The 18,560-nt window shown below is 66.4% G+C and carries 17 protein-coding genes; 6 read left to right on the top strand and 11 right to left on the bottom strand.

Annotation, left to right across the window (positions count from 1 at the left end):
- Positions 1 to 11 precede the first annotated feature (11 nt).
- On the bottom strand, positions 12 to 545 hold the full coding sequence (locus ACZ1H8_RS03050) for an RNA 2'-phosphotransferase (protein ID WP_465179937.1): 534 nt from the start codon (positions 543 to 545) through the stop codon (positions 12 to 14).
- A gap of 3 nt (positions 546 to 548) precedes the next feature.
- Entirely contained in the window at positions 549 to 1,010 is a 462-nt protein-coding gene (locus tag ACZ1H8_RS03045) for a methyltransferase family protein (protein WP_465179936.1), read from the bottom strand.
- Between the two features lie 97 nt (positions 1,011 to 1,107).
- Here ACZ1H8_RS03045 and ACZ1H8_RS03040 point away from each other — a divergent pair, with 97 nt between their 5' ends.
- Both ACZ1H8_RS03040 and ACZ1H8_RS03035 read left to right on the top strand, forming a co-directional pair.
- Complete coding sequence (locus ACZ1H8_RS03040; RefSeq protein ID WP_465179935.1) at positions 1,108 to 1,626, top strand: CcdC protein domain-containing protein; 519 nt, start codon at positions 1,108 to 1,110, stop codon at positions 1,624 to 1,626.
- On the top strand, positions 1,623 to 2,213 hold the full coding sequence (locus ACZ1H8_RS03035; protein WP_465179934.1) for a DUF938 domain-containing protein: 591 nt from the start codon (positions 1,623 to 1,625) through the stop codon (positions 2,211 to 2,213). Before ACZ1H8_RS03040 ends, ACZ1H8_RS03035 begins: the two co-directional genes overlap by 4 nt.
- Here the strand turns inward: ACZ1H8_RS03035 and ACZ1H8_RS03030 are convergent.
- The 6 genes from ACZ1H8_RS03030 to glpD all read right to left on the bottom strand — a co-directional run bounded on the left by ACZ1H8_RS03030 (position 2,210) and on the right by glpD (position 8,141).
- Entirely contained in the window at positions 2,210 to 3,103 is an 894-nt protein-coding gene (locus ACZ1H8_RS03030; protein ID WP_465179933.1) for a DMT family transporter, read from the bottom strand. The genes ACZ1H8_RS03035 and ACZ1H8_RS03030 overlap by 4 nt on opposite strands.
- A gap of 44 nt (positions 3,104 to 3,147) precedes the next feature.
- The gene (locus ACZ1H8_RS03025) at positions 3,148 to 3,930 is read right to left on the bottom strand and encodes a hypothetical protein (RefSeq protein WP_465179932.1); all 783 of its coding nucleotides are present in this window, start codon (positions 3,928 to 3,930) and stop codon (positions 3,148 to 3,150) included.
- A 56-nt stretch (positions 3,931 to 3,986) separates the two neighbouring features.
- The gene (locus ACZ1H8_RS03020; protein WP_465179931.1) at positions 3,987 to 4,586 is read right to left on the bottom strand and encodes a TIGR02466 family protein; all 600 of its coding nucleotides are present in this window, start codon (positions 4,584 to 4,586) and stop codon (positions 3,987 to 3,989) included.
- An 11-nt stretch (positions 4,587 to 4,597) separates the two neighbouring features.
- Positions 4,598 to 6,130, bottom strand: a complete 1,533-nt coding sequence (gene proS, locus ACZ1H8_RS03015) for a proline--tRNA ligase (protein WP_465179930.1) — start codon at positions 6,128 to 6,130, stop codon at positions 4,598 to 4,600.
- 46 nt (positions 6,131 to 6,176) lie between these two features.
- A complete protein-coding gene (locus tag ACZ1H8_RS03010; RefSeq protein WP_465179929.1) occupies positions 6,177 to 6,509 on the bottom strand; it encodes a PilZ domain-containing protein in 333 nt (110 codons plus the stop codon).
- Between the two features lie 189 nt (positions 6,510 to 6,698).
- Complete coding sequence (gene glpD, locus ACZ1H8_RS03005) at positions 6,699 to 8,141, bottom strand: glycerol-3-phosphate dehydrogenase (RefSeq protein ID WP_465179928.1); 1,443 nt, start codon at positions 8,139 to 8,141, stop codon at positions 6,699 to 6,701.
- A gap of 53 nt (positions 8,142 to 8,194) precedes the next feature.
- Here glpD and ACZ1H8_RS03000 point away from each other — a divergent pair, with 53 nt between their 5' ends.
- The 3 genes from ACZ1H8_RS03000 to ACZ1H8_RS02990 all read left to right on the top strand — a co-directional run bounded on the left by ACZ1H8_RS03000 (position 8,195) and on the right by ACZ1H8_RS02990 (position 11,350).
- On the top strand, positions 8,195 to 10,504 hold the full coding sequence (locus ACZ1H8_RS03000; protein ID WP_465179927.1) for a ribonuclease R family protein: 2,310 nt from the start codon (positions 8,195 to 8,197) through the stop codon (positions 10,502 to 10,504).
- A gap of 67 nt (positions 10,505 to 10,571) precedes the next feature.
- Entirely contained in the window at positions 10,572 to 10,934 is a 363-nt protein-coding gene (locus tag ACZ1H8_RS02995; protein WP_465179926.1) for a hypothetical protein, read from the top strand.
- A 65-nt stretch (positions 10,935 to 10,999) separates the two neighbouring features.
- On the top strand, positions 11,000 to 11,350 hold the full coding sequence (locus ACZ1H8_RS02990) for a DUF2200 domain-containing protein (RefSeq protein ID WP_465179925.1): 351 nt from the start codon (positions 11,000 to 11,002) through the stop codon (positions 11,348 to 11,350).
- Here the strand turns inward: ACZ1H8_RS02990 and ACZ1H8_RS02985 are convergent.
- Both ACZ1H8_RS02985 and ACZ1H8_RS02980 read right to left on the bottom strand, forming a co-directional pair.
- Positions 11,339 to 13,150 (bottom strand): monovalent cation:proton antiporter-2 (CPA2) family protein, encoded by a 1,812-nt coding sequence (locus tag ACZ1H8_RS02985; RefSeq protein ID WP_465179924.1) that lies wholly within the window; start codon positions 13,148 to 13,150, stop codon positions 11,339 to 11,341. The two genes, ACZ1H8_RS02990 and ACZ1H8_RS02985, sit on opposite strands and share 12 nt — an antisense overlap.
- A 118-nt stretch (positions 13,151 to 13,268) precedes the next feature.
- Positions 13,269 to 15,467 carry a sugar nucleotide-binding protein gene (locus ACZ1H8_RS02980; RefSeq protein ID WP_465179923.1) on the bottom strand — a complete coding sequence of 733 codons (2,199 nt, stop codon included), beginning with the start codon at positions 15,465 to 15,467 and terminating at the stop codon, positions 13,269 to 13,271.
- A 282-nt stretch (positions 15,468 to 15,749) separates the two neighbouring features.
- On the opposite strand from ACZ1H8_RS02980, the gene glf reads away from it, so the two are divergent.
- A complete protein-coding gene (gene glf, locus ACZ1H8_RS02975; RefSeq protein WP_465179922.1) occupies positions 15,750 to 17,987 on the top strand; it encodes a UDP-galactopyranose mutase in 2,238 nt (745 codons plus the stop codon).
- Between the two features lie 15 nt (positions 17,988 to 18,002).
- Here the strand turns inward: glf and ACZ1H8_RS02970 are convergent, their stop codons facing one another.
- Positions 18,003 to 18,551 (bottom strand): hypothetical protein, encoded by a 549-nt coding sequence (locus ACZ1H8_RS02970; RefSeq protein WP_465179921.1) that lies wholly within the window; start codon positions 18,549 to 18,551, stop codon positions 18,003 to 18,005.
- Positions 18,552 to 18,560: the final 9 nt, after the last annotated feature.

The following is an 18,560-nucleotide window of genomic DNA, read 5'->3' as shown; positions in this document are numbered from 1 at the left end:
GGTCGGGCGGGTCAGCTACGCTCGATGAACTCCGGCGGCACCCCATCCGCCAGCCAGACCCCATTGCTCGACAGGCGGAAGACATGGCCCGCACGCGCCATCGCCCCCGCCTCGATGCGCAGGATCATCGGGTCGCCGCGCCGAGCGCCGACCCGGGACGCGGTCTCGAGGTCGGGCGACAGATGGACATGATGCCGCGCCATCGGCTTCAGCCCTTCGGACAGGATCTGCGGCAGGAACCGCTCGACCGTCCCGTGGAACAGATGCTCGGGCGGCTCGGCGACCGGCCAGTCGAGGTCCACCTCGACCGAGTGGCCCTGACGCGCGCGGATCATGCTGCCGTCGGGTGAGAGTTCGAACCGCTGCTTGTCACTCTCCGCGATCACACGATCCAGCGTTTCGCGATCGTCGTCCAGCCCCTCCCGGCGAAGTGCGGCAAGTACGGACCCGACCGGCGCCCAACCGGCGGTGTCGAGCGTCAGTCCTCCCTTCTCCGGCGCGTGCCGCAGCCAGAAGGACAATGCCTTGGAGATGGCCTTGCTCATCGCTCAGAACCAGCGCCGCGCGCTTGCCTTATAGTCGAGATAGGACCGGCCGAACCGAGCCTCCAGATAGGCTTCCTCGCGCTCGATCACCTGGCGCTGGATCACGAACAGCAGCGGGACCAGCAGGACTAGGCAGACCGCGCTGTCATTGAGCAACGCGATGCCGAGATAGATCAGCGCCATCGACAGGTACATTGGGTTGCGCGTCCAGCGATAGACGCCGGTCGTGACGATCCGGCTGGTCGATTTCCATGGCTGGGGATTGGTGCCGGCCCGGCGGAACAGCCCGATCGCGGTCAGCAGGATCGATCCGCCGGCGACCAGCGCCAGCCAGCCGAGCAGATGCTCCAGCTTGCTGCCCAGCGGAATGCCCCACCCGCCCATGGCAAGTCCCGCAATCAGAGTGCCGGCAAAGGCGAGGGGCGGTGGGAAGCCGACGCCCGGGCTGTCCTGTTCGACCTTCATTCGTCCCTCCCGCGCCTGATCCTGCCGATGCCCCGTGACGCATGTGCCGTCGCGCGCGGCGCTTGCCAAGTCGCATCCGCTGCGGAACAAGCGCGCGATGGATACTCAGTCGATGCAGGCGGGCTGGATCAGCTACGCGATCTTCTTCGTGGTGATCGCGCTGGTCATCACGCTGCGCGTACGACGGATGAGCCGTCACCGGCCGTTGAAGGTCGAGCAATTGTGGATCGTGCCGGCGATCTTCGCGCTCATCACCGGCTTTCTCTACTGGCGCTTCCCGCCCCAAGGGCTGACCATCCTGTGGTGCCTGGGCGCCCTCGCGATCGGCGCGCTTGCCGGGTGGCAGCGCGGGCGGATGATGCAGATCCTCGTCGATCCGAAGACGCATGAGATCAGCCAGAAGGCGTCGGTCTGGGCGATGCTGTTCCTGCTGGCGATGATCCTGATTCGCTACGCCGCGCGGGAGATCATCGCATTGGGCAATGCGACCTGGCATCTGGACGTGATGACCGTCACCGACGTGATGATTGCCTTCGCGCTGGGGCTGATCAGCGCCCAGCGGCTGGAAATGTATATCCGCGCGAAGCGGCTGCTCGAGACGGCGCGCGCGGCATGAGGCGTCACGCTCCCGCCACCGACCGCAATCGCGAGCCGATCGCCGCGATTCTGGCGGAGGAATTGCCCGGGGCCGGTCGGATCCTCGAGGTTGCCAGCGGCACCGGCCAGCATTGCGCCTTCTTCGCCCAGCGCTTTCCGCGGCTCGTGTGGCAGCCGACCGATCCCGACCTGGAATCGCTGGTGTCGATCGCCGACTGGTGCGCCGACATCGCCAATGTCCTGCCTCCGGTCGGGCTGGACGCTTCCGCGGACGACTGGCCGGTCGGGCGGGTCGATGCGATGCTGTGCATCAACATGGTGCATATCAGTCCCTGGGCTGCGACGCTGGGGCTGATGGCGGGGGCGGGGCAGTTGCTGGATCCCGGCGCGCCGCTGATCCTGTACGGCCCCTATCGCCAGCACGGCGTGCCGACCGCCGCGTCGAACGAGGAGTTCGACCTGTCGCTCAAGGCGCGAAACCCGGAATGGGGCCTGCGCCATGTCGAGGATGTGGCGCGGATTGCGGCCGAGCATCGGCTGACGCTGAAGCGGACCGAGCCGATGCCGGCGAACAATCTGATCCTCGTCTTCCGCCGCGACCCCTAGAGCGCGGGCTCGGCCGCCTTCTGCTGATGCCGGCGATGCTCGCGCCAGACGATGTACAGACCGCTGGCGATGATGATCGGCGCACCGATCCACGTGGCCGAGGTCGGCAGGACCGAGAAGAGCAGCCAGCCATAGAGCGTCGCCCAGATCAGGCTGGAATAATCCATCGGCACCACAGCGGAGACAGGCGCGAAGCGCAGTGATGCGGTCAGCGCCAGCTGCCCGATACCGCCGACGACGCCCAAGGCGATCAGCAGGCTCCAGGTGACCGCATCATGCGCTTGGGCGAATAGCACATAGGGAATGCCGGCAATCGGCACCGAGAGCAGCGAGAACCAGAAGACCGTCGTGCCGGAGGGCTCCGTGCGGCCCAGCGCGCGCAGCTGGATCGCGATCAGCGCGACCAGGAAGGCTGCGGTCAGGCCGACCGCCGTTCCCTGAAGCGGAAAATGGCCGCCGCCCGGCTGGGCGACGATCAGCACCCCGGCAAATCCGGTCAACACCGCCGCCCAGCGATGCAGCCCCACGCCTTCGCGCAGGATCACGGCGCCCAGGATCGTCGCAAAGATCGGGACGGTGAATTGCAGTGTCGTCGCCTCGGCCAGCGGCAGGAGAACGATCGCGCCGAAATTGAAGATCATCCCGACCAGCCCGACCAGCGTCCGGCTGACATGCGAACCGAATCGCTGGGTACGGATCGTGCCAAGCCCCGGGCCCGCCGCCAGCCACGCGACGACCACCGGTACCGCGACCAGCTGACGAAAGAAGATGATCTCGGCCAGCGCCGCCCCGCGCGCTTCGGCCAGCTTGATGATCGCCGCCATCGAGGCGAGGCAGAAGATCGCGAACAGGCGCAGCCCCACGCCGGTCAGGATTCGGTCGGTAGTCACGCGCCCCCGCTAGGGGAGCCGCGCCCGGCATACAATTGCGCGGGTCAGATCAATGCCAGGATCTGCGCGGTGATGCGTCCCGCCTGCTCGGCTTCCAGCGTGCTGATGCCCCGCCACAGATGCAGGCCGACGGCACATTGCTGCGCCGCAGGCGCTCTCGCCAGCGCTCCTGAGGCGAAGGTTTCGAGATCGGCATCGCTCATGCCCTGCTTGCGCAGCGCCTGGGCCAGCGCAAGCGAGTCCGCTTCGCGCAGCTGTCCGGTCAATTTTCGATTGGCGGGCCGATCGCGGGCGGCGGCGGAAGCCTCGAACACGGTGATCGCCGCATCGATCAGCAGCGGGCGGGTCGCCGGATCACTGACCTGATCGATGGTCAGCCCGCTCATGGTGAAACGCGCGCACAGGTTGATGTCCGTGCGCTGCAGCGATTCGATAACGGCGATCTGCCCCTCGCGATAGGCGGCAAGTTCCTTGGCCGGCGCCTGGGGCAGGGTCTTGGTCATCGCGTTGGACTTGCTTGCCATCATCGCACGGCCCTGTGCCAGGACCTCCGGCTCGGGCGTACCCAGCCTGCGCAGCTCGGACATCTTCGCCACCAGCTCGGCAAAGTCCTGCGGATGGGTCTTGCGCAGCTCGCGGAACATCCGACCGAAGGTCGGGTCGCCCAGCATCTCGCCGGTAACTGCCTCGGGCGTGGCGCGCTGCGCCACCTGCGACTGCTGCCAGAAATAGATGCCCGCACCGCCCACCAGGATCAGGAACAGGATGGCGATGCCGAGGATCGCGGATCCCGACGAAAAGCCGCTACGTTCACCTTCATATCGCATCAGGCCAGCCCCTTCGGCCCGGTTAGATCAGCGCCCGCGGGGCAACGCAAGTGCGCTTACCAGCGATAGTTGAAGCTGATGCTGATCCGCTTGCCCGTGCCGCTGCCCGGCGGGACTTCATGGCGCAGCCAGCTTTCCCAAAGCAGCACGGTGCCCGGCTCGGGCGCGATCTCGACGAAGCTTTGCAGCGGCTCGGGCGCGTCCTCGCGCCGCGTCGGCGCCGCCATCATCATTGGCAGCCGCGGATCCTCCAATTTCAGTCCGCGCGATCCGGCCGGCAGCGCGACATAGAGCGTGCCGGAGACCACGCTGTGCGGATGGAGATGTCCGCTGTGTCCGCCCTTGCCGTCGAGGACATTGACCCACAGGCTGTCCAGCTTGAGCTTGCGACCGCCGAGATCGAAGGCGCAGGCCTCGGCGAAGCGCGCCACATGCTTGTCGAGCAACCGCTTGAGATCGGCAAAGGCCGGATCGCGGATCGGCAGGTCGTTGAGCGAGGCGTAGCTGGTATAGCCGCGATAGCCATGCTCACGGCACCAGCGCTTTCCCGCGCCATCGTCCTGCGCCAGCTGCAGGCACGACGCCTCCAGCTCATCGATCAGGTCCGCGTCACCCAGCGGTTCCTGATAGAGCTGGGTGACGAACAGCGTGCGCATCGCGGCAGCGCTCAATAGGCCTTGGCGACCAGGATCCGCTCCACCGCAGGTGCGCCGGTGAAGATGCACGTCCCTTCCGCCGGCGCCGCATGTGCCGGCACGTTGCGGAAGGTCAGCTTCAGTGCCTTCAGCCGCTCGACCACCTTGTCCAGCTCCGCACCGCTCGGCTTGGCCCAGCTGACCTCGAGCCAGCCGGGGAACTTGCCGCCCTCGGCGAAGAAGCGTTCCAGCTCGGCGAACTCGGTCACGTCGCGACGGATATTTGCCTCGGTCCGGGCTCGGGCCTGTTCGAACAGCGTCTCCTGGATGCTTTTCAGCGTGGCGGTTGCCTCGCCCAGGAAATCGCCGCGCGCGACGATCGCGCTGTCGAGCTTGCCGTCCTCGCGGTACAGCCGGTCGCGGCGAATGACGGAGACGTTGCCGCCCGCCATGTCGCGACCGCCGACCTCGACCACGATCGGCGCACCCTTCTTGATCCAGCCCCAGCGCTTGGTCACCGCCTTGACCGACTTGAGATCGAGCAGCGCGCGCACCGGCTCGCCGAATGCCGACTGCTGTGCCAGCTCCTGCTGGAGCGTCTTGCAATAGTCGATCAGCGCGGCGTCATCGTCATTGTCGCGCAGCATCGGCACGATCACCACCTGCCACGGCGCGACGCGGGGCGGTACGCGCAGGCCGTCGTCATCGCCATGCGTCATGATCAGCCCGCCGATCATGCGCGTCGACATGCCCCAGCTGGTGGTCTGCGCCAGCTCCTGCTCGCCCGACGCATTCTGGAACTTGATGTCCTGCGCGCTCGAGAAGGTGGTGCCCAGGAAATGGCTGGTGCCGGCCTGCAGCGCCTTGCCGTCCTGCATCATCGCCTCGATCGACCAGGTCTCGACCGCGCCGGGGAAGCGCTCATTCTCGGGCTTTTCGCCGGCGATCACCGGCATCGCGACGCACTCCTCGGCGAAGCTGCGATAGACTTCGAGCATCTTCAGCGTCTCGTCGCGCGCCTCCTCGACGGTCGCGTGCGCGGTATGGCCCTCCTGCCACAGGAACTCGGCGGTGCGCAGGAACATGCGGGTGCGCATCTCCCAGCGGACGACATTCGCCCATTGGTTGATCAGCACCGGCAGGTCGCGCCACGACTGGACCCAGCGGCTGAACGCGGCGCCGATCACTGTCTCCGACGTGGGGCGCACGACCAGCGGCTCTTCCAGCTTGGCAGCCGGGTCGGGAACCATCCGGCCGTCCTTGTGGATCAGCCGGTGATGGGTGACGACCGCCATCTCCTTGGCGAAGCCGTCGACATGCTCGGCTTCCTTCTCGAAATAGGAGAGGGGAATGAAGATCGGGAAATAGCAATTCTCGTGGCCGGTCGCCTTGATGCGATCGTCGAGCAGGCGCTGGATGCGTTCCCAGATACCATAGCCCCATGGCCGGATGACCATGCAGCCGCGGACGCCGCTCTCCTCGGCCATGTCGGCCTCGGTGATGACGGTCTGGTACCATTGCGCGAAATCGCCGTCGCGCGTGACGTTCAGGGCATGCTTGATCATGGCCGGCCCGATAGCGCGATCCCGGCCGTCTTTGCCAGAAAAAGCTTCAGCGGATGACCAGCGTGAGCGACCGCATCAGGCTGCGTTCGATCGGCGTGTCGAACCGGCATCCGATATGCTCGCCATCGTTCCACACCACCTGGGCGGAAACCGATTTGTCGCCGGTCAGCATCAGCCAGATCTTTTCCCCGGCCTCATGCGCCACGCGGCAGGCGATGCGACAGCCATAGACCGACAGGTCGCGCAGCGTCGCCTCGACGGGGGAATTGTCGTTCTGCGAGGCGCGTCCGTGGCGCATCAGAATCGAGTGGCGATGCTCCGATCGCTGATCGACCAGAGCCGGTCCTACGGTTCGATACTGGGTTGCCCGTGTCGCCATCTGCTTGTCCCACCCCGGCGCGAAACTGCCGGAAATGCCTTAACAAGGATTTAAGTCGCGAACGTCGATCGTGCGGTCCGATGACGCATGGCTGCGATGAGCGGCTCGTTTTCGCCACCGGATCGGATGGAATCGCGGGATTCGGCGGTCGCGAAGGCCGGGGGGCATCCGCGACTCGGGGGAGGCGGATCAGCGCGACTCCTTCAGGATCTGCTCGATTCGGTCGGCGGCGTGGGGCGCATGCAGTCCGATCTTGCTGCGTCGCCACAGCACGTCCTCCGCCGTTCGCGCCCATTCGCGATCGCGCATCCAGCGCACTTCGGTGGCGCTCAGGCCACCACCCAGATCCTCGCCCAGGTCGCTTGCGTCGACCAGCATCTCCGCCAGCAACGATCCATAGGCATGCGCCATGCGCCGCGCGCGCTCCGCTCCCAGGGCCGGCCATTGCGCCTCGACCTTGGCGATATAGGAATCGATGTCGGCGATCGCCCCGCCAGGAAAGACCCGCGCGCGGGTGACGGGATGATGATCGAACCCCAGCGGGCCCGCCAGCTTCTCCAGCGCTTCCTCGGCCAGCGCGCGCGCGGTCGTGATCTTGCCGCCGAAGATCGACAGCAAAGGCGCACCCGCCTCGTCCAGTTCGAGCAGATAGTCGCGGGTCACCGACTGCGCCTTGGCCGATCCGTCGTCATGGAGCGGCCGGACGCCCGACCATTTGTACACCACATCGGCGGCCGTCGCCTGGCGCTTGAAATAGCGGTTGGTCGCGTCCAGCAGATAGGCGGTTTCCTCGTCCGAGCAGACCGCATCCTCCGGCCGGGGCACCTGAACGTCGGTCGTGCCGATCTCGGTAAAGCCGTCCTCATAGGGAATGGCGAACACGATGCGCCGGTCGGGCTGTTGCAGGATATAGGCGTGGTCGCCCTCGAACAGCTTCGGCACGACGATGTGGCTGCCCTTCACCAGCCGCACATTCGACCGCGTGTCCACCGCCACCCGGTCGAGGATCGATCGCACCCAGGGGCCGGCAGCGTTCACCAGCCCGCGCGCCGTCACGGTGCGCCCGTCGCTGAGTTCGGCGGTCCACACCATCCCCTCGCGCCGCGCGTCGATCAGCTCGGTCCGCGTCGCGATCTCCGCTCCGTTCGCCGCGGCATCCACCGCGTTCAGCACGGTGAGCCGCGAATCATCGACCCACGCATCCGAATAGACGAAGCCACGATGATCGCCCTTGAGCGGATCGGTATAGGCCTGGTCCGCTGACTTCAGCCCGCGCGATCGCGGCAAGGATGATCGCCCGGCCAGCAGATCGTAAAGCCACAGCCCGATCCGGACCATCCACCAGGGGCGCACCGAATGTTCGTGCGGCAGGACAAAGGTCATCGGCCGGATCAGGTGCGGGGCCGCCGCCAGCAGCCGCTCGCGCTCGTGCAGCGCCTCGCGCACCAGGCGGAATTCATAGGTCTCCAGATAGCGCAGCCCGCCATGGATCAATTTGGTCGACGCCGACGAGGTGTGGCTGGCCAGATCGTCCTTCTCGACCAGCAGCACCTTGAGCCCCAACAGGCTCGCCTCACGCGCGATCGCGCACCCGTTGATGCCGCCGCCGGCGATGAGAAGATCGAACGTCACAAGACCAAGCTAGAAGTTGGAAACCGCTGCGCAACCTCCTATCTTGGGGGTCAATGACAAAACAAAAACCGAAAAACGGGCTGCCGACGCGGCAGCAGATCATCGATTTCATCACATCATCCAACACGCCCGCCGGAAAGCGCGAGATCGGGCGCGCCTTTGGCCTCCACGGCCAGGACAAGATCCTGCTCAAGGCATTGCTGAAGGACATGGCCGACGAGGGGCTGATCGACGGCGCCCCCGGGCGGGCATTCCACAAGATGGGCGGCCTGCCCAAGGTGACCGTGCTGCGGATCACCGACATCGACGGCGACACCGTCTGGGCGACACCCGAACGCTGGGAGGCCGAAGCGGTCCCGGTGCCCCGGCTGCGCGTCCGCGAACGCGGCAAGCGTTCTGCACTGGGCGTCGGCGATCGCATCCTGGCGCGCACCGAAGAGGCGGGCAATGGCTGGGTCGCGCACCCGATGAAGCAACTCGCCAAGGGCGAGGAGCTGATGCTTGGCGTGCTGCGCCGCGAGGGTGACAAGCTCTGGCTGCAGGGTGTCGAGAAGAAGGAGCGGCGCGACTGGCTGGTGTCCGATGCCGGCGGTGCCGACGAGGGCGACCTGGTGCTGGCCGAAAAGGCCGGCCGGCCGCCGCGCATCACCGCGCGGGTGACCGAGCGGCTGGGCGATCCGTTCGAGCCGCGCAGCTTCTCGCTGATCGCGATCCACAAGCACGGCATCCCCAATGTCTTTCAGCCCGAATTGCTGGCCGAGGCCGAGAAGGTCGCGAAGCAGGATCTGGGCGAGCGCGAGGACCTGCGTCACCTGCCGATCCTGGCGATCGACCCTGCCGATGCGCGCGACCATGACGATGCCGTCTGGGCGACTCCCGACGACGATCCGAAGAATGAAGGCGGGTGGAAGGCGATCGTCGCGATCGCCGATGTCAGCTTCTATGTCCGCCCAGGTTCCGAACTGGACCGCGAGGCGCGCAAGCGCGGCAACTCGGTCTATTTTCCCGACCGCGTCGTGCCGATGCTGCCGGAGATCCTCTCGGCGGATGTCTGCTCGCTCAAGGAGGGCGTCGATCGCGCGGCGCTCGTCTGCCATCTTCAGGTCGGCAGCAATGGCGAGCTGAAGTCGTGGCGCTTCGCGCGGTCGGTCGTCCGGCTGGCGGCGAACATCGCCTATGAGGATGCGCAGACGATTGCCGACGGCTTCGACGGCAAGGGCGATCCGGCGCGCGACATGCTCGACGCCGACCTGCGCCGCGGGACCGATCGCTATGCGACGATCGAGGCGGCGCTGCGGCCGCTATGGGACTGCTGGGACGCGCTGAACAAGGCACGCGCCAAGCGCGAGCCGCTCGATCTCGACCTGCCCGAGCGTCGCATCGTGCTCGACGAGAAGGGGCGCATCCTCTCGGTCGCGCCGCGCGAGCGGCTCGATGCGCACAAGCTGATCGAGGATTACATGATCGCGGCGAACGTCGCCGCGGCCAAGGCGCTGGAGGGCAAGAAGGCGCCGGTCATGTACCGCGTCCACGAGCCGCCCGCGCGCGAGAAGCTGGTCGCGCTGAAGGATTATCTCGAGACGCTCGATGTCGCCTTCGCGCTCGGCCAGGTGATCAAGCCGCACACGTTCAACCGCATACTCGAACGCGTCGGCGATGCCGATTTCCGCGACGATGTGATGCAACAGGTGCTGCGGACCCAGACCCAGGCCTATTACGGCCCCGGCAATCACGGGCATTTCGGCCTGTCGCTCGGCAGCTATGCGCACTTCACCTCGCCGATCCGGCGCTATGCCGATCTGGTGGTCCATCGCGGGCTGGTCGCCGCCTATGCGCTCGGCCGGGGCGGGGTGGTCGAGGACCAGTCGACGATGGAGCGGATCGGCGAGGCGATCAGCAGCCTCGAACGCCGGGCGATGGAGGCCGAGCGCGACACGATCGATCGCTACGTTGCCGCCTATCTCGCCTCGCATGTCGGCGAGGTGCTGGAGGCGCGCATCACCGGCGTGCAGAATTTCGGCTTCTTCGCCACGGTCGAGGGGATTGGCGGCGACGGGCTGGTCCCGGCACGCGACCTCGGCTCGGAATATTTCCGCTACGACGAATCCGGTCAGCGCCTGGTCGGCGAGCATAGTGGCGAGGAGTTCCGGCTGGGCCAGCGGCTCCAGCTGCGCCTGGCCGAGGCGAACCCGGTCTCCGGCGCGCTGCGTTTCGAACTGCCCGACGGCAAGGGATCGGGCGGTGGCAGCGCTTTCGACCGCCGCGGCGTAAAGGGTGGCAAGCCGGGCAAGGGCGGGCCGAAGCGGGTGATCTCCCGGCGCGGCCGTCCGGCGAATATCCGCCATCAGGGAAAGAAGCGCTGAACCTGCGCCGCAATCGCCGGTTCATCTGATGATGCTATGCTGGATGGACTGGGTAAGGAGTGACTTTGTGTTCAAGCGTTTTCTGATGGCGTCGGCTTTCGCGATCCCGCTGGCAATTGCCGCCCCGGCATCTGCCCAGACTGCGGCCGACATTGCCGGCGCGCTCCAGCCCAAGGTGGGACAGCCTTTCTCGAGCGGGCTGACGCTTGCGGGCGTGGTAAGCGAAGGCAATACCGTCGTCCTGACCATCGACGGGCCGAAGGGCTGGCGCGGCAGCCGCAGCGTCCAGCAGATTTCGGACCAGTTCGTGTCCGGTTTCTGCCCCGGCGGTAACAGCTATTTCTCCAAGGGCGTCCGCATGCGCTTCGACACGCTCGAGGACAAGGGCGCGCCGATGAAGGGGCCGATCGTCTCGAAATGCCCGGGCTGATGGAGTCTCTGGACTAATCCCGCGCGCGGCGTCAGCCTGTAATCGGCAGGACGGGAGCCGCTCGCATGACTCAGCATCGCATCTATTCGACCAGCGTCGCCAGCGTCTATCCGCACTATGTTGCCAAGGCCGAGCGGAAAGGCCGGACCAAGGCGGAGGTCGACGAGATCATCCGCTGGCTGACCGGGCATAGCCAGGCGTCGCTGGAGGCGGTGCTTGCCGACGGGACGACGTTCGAGGACTTCTTCGCCCGGGCGCCCGCGATCAACCCCGCCCGCTCGCTGATCACCGGCACCGTGTGCGGGGTGCGCGTCGAGGAGGTCGAGGACCCGGTGATGCGCGAGGTCCGCTATCTCGACAAGCTGATCGACGAACTGGCGCGCGGCAAGGCCATGGACAAAATCCTACGGTCGTGATGCCGCGGGCTCGCGGACCTTGCCCGGTTTCGCAGGGAAGAAGGGTTCGGGCTGCGGCGTCGGCAAATTGCCGCGCATCAGGCGGCGCGCCTCGCTGATCCCGCCGACCAGTTCCAGCTCCACCCGCTGCTCGTCGCGCTCGCGCACGTCCTCGACCGCGTCGCTGGCCTGGTCCTCGGCATAGCCGAGCCCGGTCAGGACGGTGCGGCCGAATTCCAGCGCGGACTCGAACGTCTCGCGAATCTGGTAATCGACCCCCGCCTTGATCAGTCGCAGCGAATGGCCGCGATCGAAGGCGCGGACATAGAGCTTGGCTAGCGGAAATTCGGACCGGCACAATTCGACGATGTGATCCGCGGCCTCGGGCTTGTCGACGCACACCAGGATCGCCTCGGCCTGACCCGCGCCCGAGGCGTGCAGCACGTCGAGCCGGGTGCCGTCACCATAATAGATCTTGAAACCGAAATTCCCCGCAGCGCGGATCATGTCGACATCGGTCTCGATCAGCGACATCTCGACCCCGCGGGCCAGCAGCACCTGGGTCGCGACCTGGGCAAAGCGGCCGAAGCCAATGAACAGGACGCGTCCCGACAGATCCTTTGCTTCGTCGATCCCGTCGAGCGAAACCGGCGCGTCGCGCTGCACCCGGCGCTGGACGATCATGACGATCGGGGTCAGCGCCATCGACAGGATGACGATCGCGGTCATCACCGCCGACACGCGCGCATCGAACAGGCCGACCGCCAGCGCCGCGCCATACAGGACGAAGGCGAACTCGCCGCCCTGCGCGAACAGCGATGCGCGGTGGCTCGCCGCGGCGTGATCGGATCCCGCCAGCCTCGCGATCGCATAGATGCCGACCGCCTTGACGATCATGAAGGCGATCACGCCGCCGACCACCATCCGCCATTCGCTCATCACCGTGGCGAGATCGAGCGACATGCCGACGCTGAGGAAGAACAGGCCGAGCAGGATGCCGCGGAACGGCTCGATATCCGCCTCGAGCTGGTGGCGGTAATTGCTTTCCGACAGCAGCACGCCGGCCAGGAAGGCGCCCATCGCCATCGACAGCCCGACCGACTGCATGAACAGCGCCGAGCCGAGCACCACGAACAGCGCCGCCGCGGTCAGCACCTCTCGCGCGCCGGCGCGCGCGATCAGGCCGAACAACGGGTCGAGCAGCCAGCGTCCCGCCGCAATCACCGCCGCGAGTCCCGCCACGGCGATGCCGATGCTCTGCCACACCGGCACCGGAGTGGCGGAGCCGCCGCCGTTGAATGCCGCCCACAAGGCGACCAGCGCCAGCAACGGGACGATCGCCAGATCCTCGAGCAACAGGATCGCGACGGCTCGCTGCCCCTCGTCGCTGTTCCGCTCGCCACCTTCGTCGAGCATCTGCATGATGACCGCGGTCGACGACAGGACGAACCCCATCGCACCGACGGCCGCAACCGCGAGGGGCAGTCCGACGAGCACGCCGACCCCGGTCAGCAGCGCGCCGCATGTCACAACCTGTGCCGCGCCCAGGCCGAAAATCTGTCGCCTGAGCTTCCACAGTTTCGACGGTCGCATTTCCAGCCCGATGATGAACAGGAACATCACCACGCCCAGCTCGGCGGTGTGCAGCAGCGATTCGGCATCGGTGAAGAAGCGCAGGCCGAAGGGTCCAATCACCAGCCCGGCGGCGAGATAGCCGAGCACCGAGCCGAGTCCGAGCCGTCGAAACAGCGGCACCGCAACCACGCCGGCGGCAAGCAGCAGCACCACTTCGCCCAGCCCGAAACCTGCCGTATCGGCCATCCGCCCGTCCCCTTCATGCCGATCGTTCGCGGTCGCCCGGCCGCCTGCCCGACCCAGGAATGGCCGATCCAGCCGGCCGGGACAACCAAGCCTTTGATATGAGGTGACAGAGGATGCTTCACGCGGCGCGGGACTGTCGGTCGGCCGCGCCGCGCAGGTGGTGCGCGGCGAATTCGGCAATCGCGTCATCAAGCGAGGGCAGCGGCGCGCCTCTGACGGTGGCAAGCGGGACACGAGTGGGGCGTGGCGCCAGGAAGCCGGCATCTGCCGCCGCAATCGGAACAATGCGGGCGTCCGGCAGATTCAGCGCCCGCGCCAGCCGACGCGCGAACTCCGCCCAGGATAACGGCGTGCCGTTGGTCAGGTGCCAGATGCCGGTCTCGCCATCGATCAGCAGATCGAGCGCGGTATCGACCAGATGCGGGACATAGGTCGGCGTGACGATCAGGTCCTCGACCGCGTGGAATATCTCGCCACGCGAAAGAACATTCACCGCGGCGACCGCGAAATTGTGAACGTCGAATGGCGAGAAGAATGCCGCGGTGCGGATGACGAGATGGCGACCAGTCAGGGCGGCCAGTCCCGCCTCCATCGCGGCCTTGCTCTCGCCATAGACGCATAGCGGCGCGGGCAGGTCGCCTTCTACGTAAGATGCGGCCGCTTGGCCGTCGAAGACCAGGTCGCTCGAGAAATCGAGCGTCGGAATGCCGCGCTCCGCCGCCGCGCGGGCCAGGCGGATCGCTCCGGCCGCATTGGCGTCGTGACAGGCCTCGGCATGCGCCTCCGCCTCGTCGACCCGGACCCAGCCCGCTGCATTGATCACCGCCCAGGGCCGGTGCCGGTCCAGCGCGTGGGCGATGCTGTCCGCGTCACCGAGGTCGAGATCGTGTCTGGCGGTAAGGAGGAACGGGAGGTTTCGCGCGGCACAGGCCCGGGCGAAAGCACGACCGAGCGTGCCAGTGGCGCCCAGGATCAGCAGCGGCGGCACATCGGGCTCCGCCGCCCGATCGTGTCGATGGGCAGGGGCGGCGGCGACGCGAGGGACTCCCTGATATTCCAGCCGGGCGGGCAGGCGCCACCAGCCTGCGCTAAGGGCGGCCGGCGGTCGTTCCGCGTCCACCGGAAGCCCGCGCATCAGTTTAGCCAGCGCTGTGGCACGGACTGTGCCACTGCTGACGTCGAACACACCGGGCTCGTAAATGCCGGGGCGGGTCAGCAGGGTGTTCCAGCCGCTGCTGCCCAGCAGCGACCAGATGGTGACCGCGCGCACATCCACACCGTCGCCACGCAGCCGCCGGGCAGTATCCCAGGCTTCCGCCATCCAGCGCATCTGCTCCTCGCGGGTGCAGCCATTATGGACTTCGGTCGCCGCGACCGGGATGCCGTACCGGTCCCATGCCTCGCGCAACGCTCCTTCCAGTCCAGGCGGGCCGGGTTCCAGGACCCGGATCGCCTCGACATCGGCATAAGGCTGGCGTCCGTTGCCGCCATGCGAGCGGGGCGGATAGCGATCGAGCCGGTGGTCGAGGAACCGGTCGCTGGTCAGATAATGGTTCACGCCGATCAGGTCGGGCGGGCAGGGGGAAGCGGCAATCGCCTCCAGCCGGGACTGGAAACCGAGCCCGGCGATATGATGCCAGAGCGGATGCTGCGGCGTCAGGCGCCCGCACAGCAAGTCCCACCCGGCCCAGCGCCGGACATTGTCGAACGCCGCCTGGCCGCGGATCGGCGTGGTGGCGAAGGTTCGGCCGAGATCGTCGGTCTGGATCAGCCGTGCCGCCGGATTGACCGTGCGGATCGCCGCCATCGCCAGCCGGATGCCGTCGATCTGGTTCAGCAGCGCGCGCCAGAATGCGGCCTCGTCGCGCTGATGCGGATACCAGTGGCCGTAGAGTGCCGAGAAGCGCGCGGTCGTGACCGGCTCGTTCACCGGCGTCCAGTCGGTGATCCACGGATAGCGCGTGGCGACGCGAAGCGCATGGTCGGCAAGGCCCGCGGCGAAGCCCTCGTCATCGAGCAGATGGGTATAGGCAGGTCCGCTGCCATGATGGACCAGTCCGGCGACGATGCGGACGCCGCGCTCGCGCAGGCGCTCCAGCCGCGGGTCGATCCAGTCCCAGTTGCACTGGTCGGGCCGGTCGGGGGCAATGCGCTCCCAGAGGATCGGATACCGGATCGCCCGAATGCCAAGATCCGCAAAGCGATCGATATCCTCCAGTCGACCGTCATGGCCGCAGCGCTGGAATTGATCGACGAACTGATCGCCGACTCGATTCACCGTGCATTCGGGCCCGGCCCAGAGCTCGATGTCGCCCATTGGCCATTCTCCTGAAGAGCGGTCGCAGCTCAGGACCAGAATTGCACAATTTCGCGCCGGGTCTAGTAACCCAAGTTAGCTGCAAGCTATTATTATTATTGAGGAACCCGGCGATGCTCGTCGTGTTTGAACGCCCTCATTTCCAGCAGGGTGCTCAGCATGAAAGACGCGCGTGAAGTCAGTCCTTTTCTTCTAACCGACCAGTCGCGCAGCGAGAAGGGCACGTTGCTTTGCTTCAGTCATCTGCGGTGGGACTTCGTCTTTCAGCGGCCTCAGCATTTGATGACGCGGTTTGCGCATGACTGGCAATTGCTGTTCTGGGAAGAGCCGCATTATGGTGCAGGCGAGCCCGCACTGACCGCCTCCTTGTGCGACGAGAGCGGGGTCATCGTTCTTACGCCGCACCTGCCCGGTGGCCTCAGCCCCGAGGACGAGGTCGCCGCGCTGCGCGCGCTGCTCGACCAGGCGATCGGGACCAACCCCGCGCGGCCGGTCATGCGTTGGTATTATACGCCGATGATGCTTCCGTTCTCGGAGCATGTCGCGGCCGAATGCATCGTCTATGACTGCATGGACGAGCTCGCCAATTTCAAGGGAGCGCCGCCCGAGTTGCTGACGCTGGAGCGCAGGCTGATCGAGCAGGCCGACCTGGTTTTCACCGGCGGCTACAGCCTGTACGAGGCGAAGCGCGACCGGCATCCCAGCGTGCATCCCTTTCCCTCGAGCGTCGATGCTACCCATTTCGCCGCCGCCCGTTTCGACGGACCCGAGCCCGCCGATCAGGCCGGCATTCCGGGCCCGCGCTTCGGCTTCTACGGGGTGGTCGACGAGCGGATGGATCTCGACCTGCTCGCCGCGCTGGCCGATGCCCGGCCCGACTGGTCGATCGTGATCGTCGGGCCGGTGGTGAAGATCAGCGATACCGACCTGCCGGTGCGCGCCAACCTCCATTATCTGGGCGGCAAGAGCTATGCCGAGCTGCCCGACTATCTGCGCGGCTGGGACGTTGCGCTGATGCCGTTCGCGATCAACGACGCGACCCGCTTCATCAGCCCGACCAAGACGCCCGAATATCTCGCCGCCGGCTGCCCCGTGGTCTCGACGCCGATCACCGACGTCATCCGCCATTATGGCGATATTGACGCCGTCAACATTGCGTCGACTGCGGACGCGTTCATCGCAGCCTGCGATGCCGCGCTGGAATTGTCGCGCGACGATGCCTGGCTGGCTCCGGTCGATGCGATGCTCGACACGATCAGCTGGGAGCGGACGTTCGACGGCATGACCGGCCTGATCGACGTCGCGGTGACCCGGCGCATGGCGGTTCACCCTGTGGTATCCCCCGAAGTCTGGCCGAGCGAACGGCCGCAATCCTATGACGTGATGGTGGTCGGAGCCGGCTTTGCCGGTGCGGTCATGGCCGAGCGGCTGGCGCGCGACGGGGGCAAGCGGGTGCTGGTCGTCGATCGCCGGCCGCATGTCGCGGGCAATGCCTTTGACCGGCTCGACGATGCCGGGGTGCTGATCCATCAATATGGGCCGCATATCTTCCACACCAATTCGGCCGATGTGTTCGACTATCTGTCGCGCTTCACCGAATGGCGACCCTATGAGCACCGCGTGCTCGCCTCGGTCGACGGCAAGCTGGTGCCGATGCCGATCAACCGCACCACGCTGAACCTGCTCTACGGCCTGGACCTCCAGACCGAGGCGGATGCTGCGGCTTTCCTGGCGGCACGCGCCGAGCCGGTCGATGTGGTGGAGACGTCTGCGGATGTCGTGATCTCGGCGATCGGCCGCGACCTCTACGAGACCTTCTTCCAGGGCTATACCCGCAAGCAGTGGGGGATGGACCCGTCCGAGTTGGACAAGTCGGTCACCTCACGCGTACCGACGCGGACCAATACCGACGATCGCTATTTCACCGACAAGTTGCAGGCGATGCCGCTGGAAGGCTATACGCGGATGTTCGAGCGCATGCTCGACCACCCGAATATCGACCTGCTGCTGGGCGTGGATTACCGCGAGGTGCGCGACGCCTATCCCCATAAGCATCTGGTCTTCACCGGTCCGATCGACGAATATTTCGATCACCGCCACGGCAAGCTGCCCTATCGCTCGCTGCAGTTCCGGCACGAGACGCTGGACGTCGAACAGCATCAGCCGGTCGCGGTGGTGAACTACCCGTCAGAGGCGGTGCCCTATACCCGGGTGACCGAGTACAAGCACCTGACCGGCCAGAGCTCCGAGCGGACCAGCATCACCTATGAATATCCGAGTGCCGAGGGCGACCCCTATTACCCGATCCCGCGGCCTGAGAACCAGGCGCTGTTCAAGCGCTACGAGGCGCTCGCGCTGGCCCAGCCCGACGTCAGCTTCGTCGGCCGCCTGGCGACCTACAAATATTACAACATGGACCAGGTCGTCGGACAGGCGCTCGCCACCTATCGCCGCCTGAAGGCGTGCTGGGCGGAGGATGTGTCGGGAACGCAGGCGGTGCCGAAGGTGCAGGCCGCCTGACGACGCCGCTCCAGGTCAATGCCAGATCGCCGCTCCGGGATAGAGCGCGATCAGCCAGATCAGGCAGGAGATCTGGAGCCAGCGCTTCCGGGTCGCAATGGCAAGGATGGTCACGGGGAAGAAGGACCAGGTCAGCACTGCCGTTCGCAGGTCGAACGGCAGCAGGCCCGCAAGCCCGTAGGTCGTCGCCAGCAGGGCGATGTTGCACAGCAGGACGCCGCCCAGAACCTTGCGGCCATGCTTGTCGAAATGCGCGTCGAGATCGGTCCATTCCTCGGGATGATCGGGAAAGATCAGCGAGGCCGAGACATAATAGATCGCGGTCACGACGAACCCGCCGAACATCAGTGCCCAGCTCAGCGGCAGCTTGTCGCGCAGCGCCCAGCCATACATCCAGAAGGTGACGACGTCGCACGACACGAAGATGCCGAGCAGCGCGGTGGGCGTGCCGATGCGCACCTTGTGGCTGGCCTTGATCGCCCGCGAGAGCCCGCCCAGTCCTTCGGCAAGTGCCAGGCCGAGCACGAGCCCGAACAACGAGAAGATGAACTCGAACCCACTCATCGATAAACC

It is taken from the genome of Sphingomonas sp. BL-S-25 (assembly GCF_055521555.1).
Note: the sequence above shows the minus strand (reverse complement) of the source record. Positions and strands in the feature narration are given on the sequence as shown.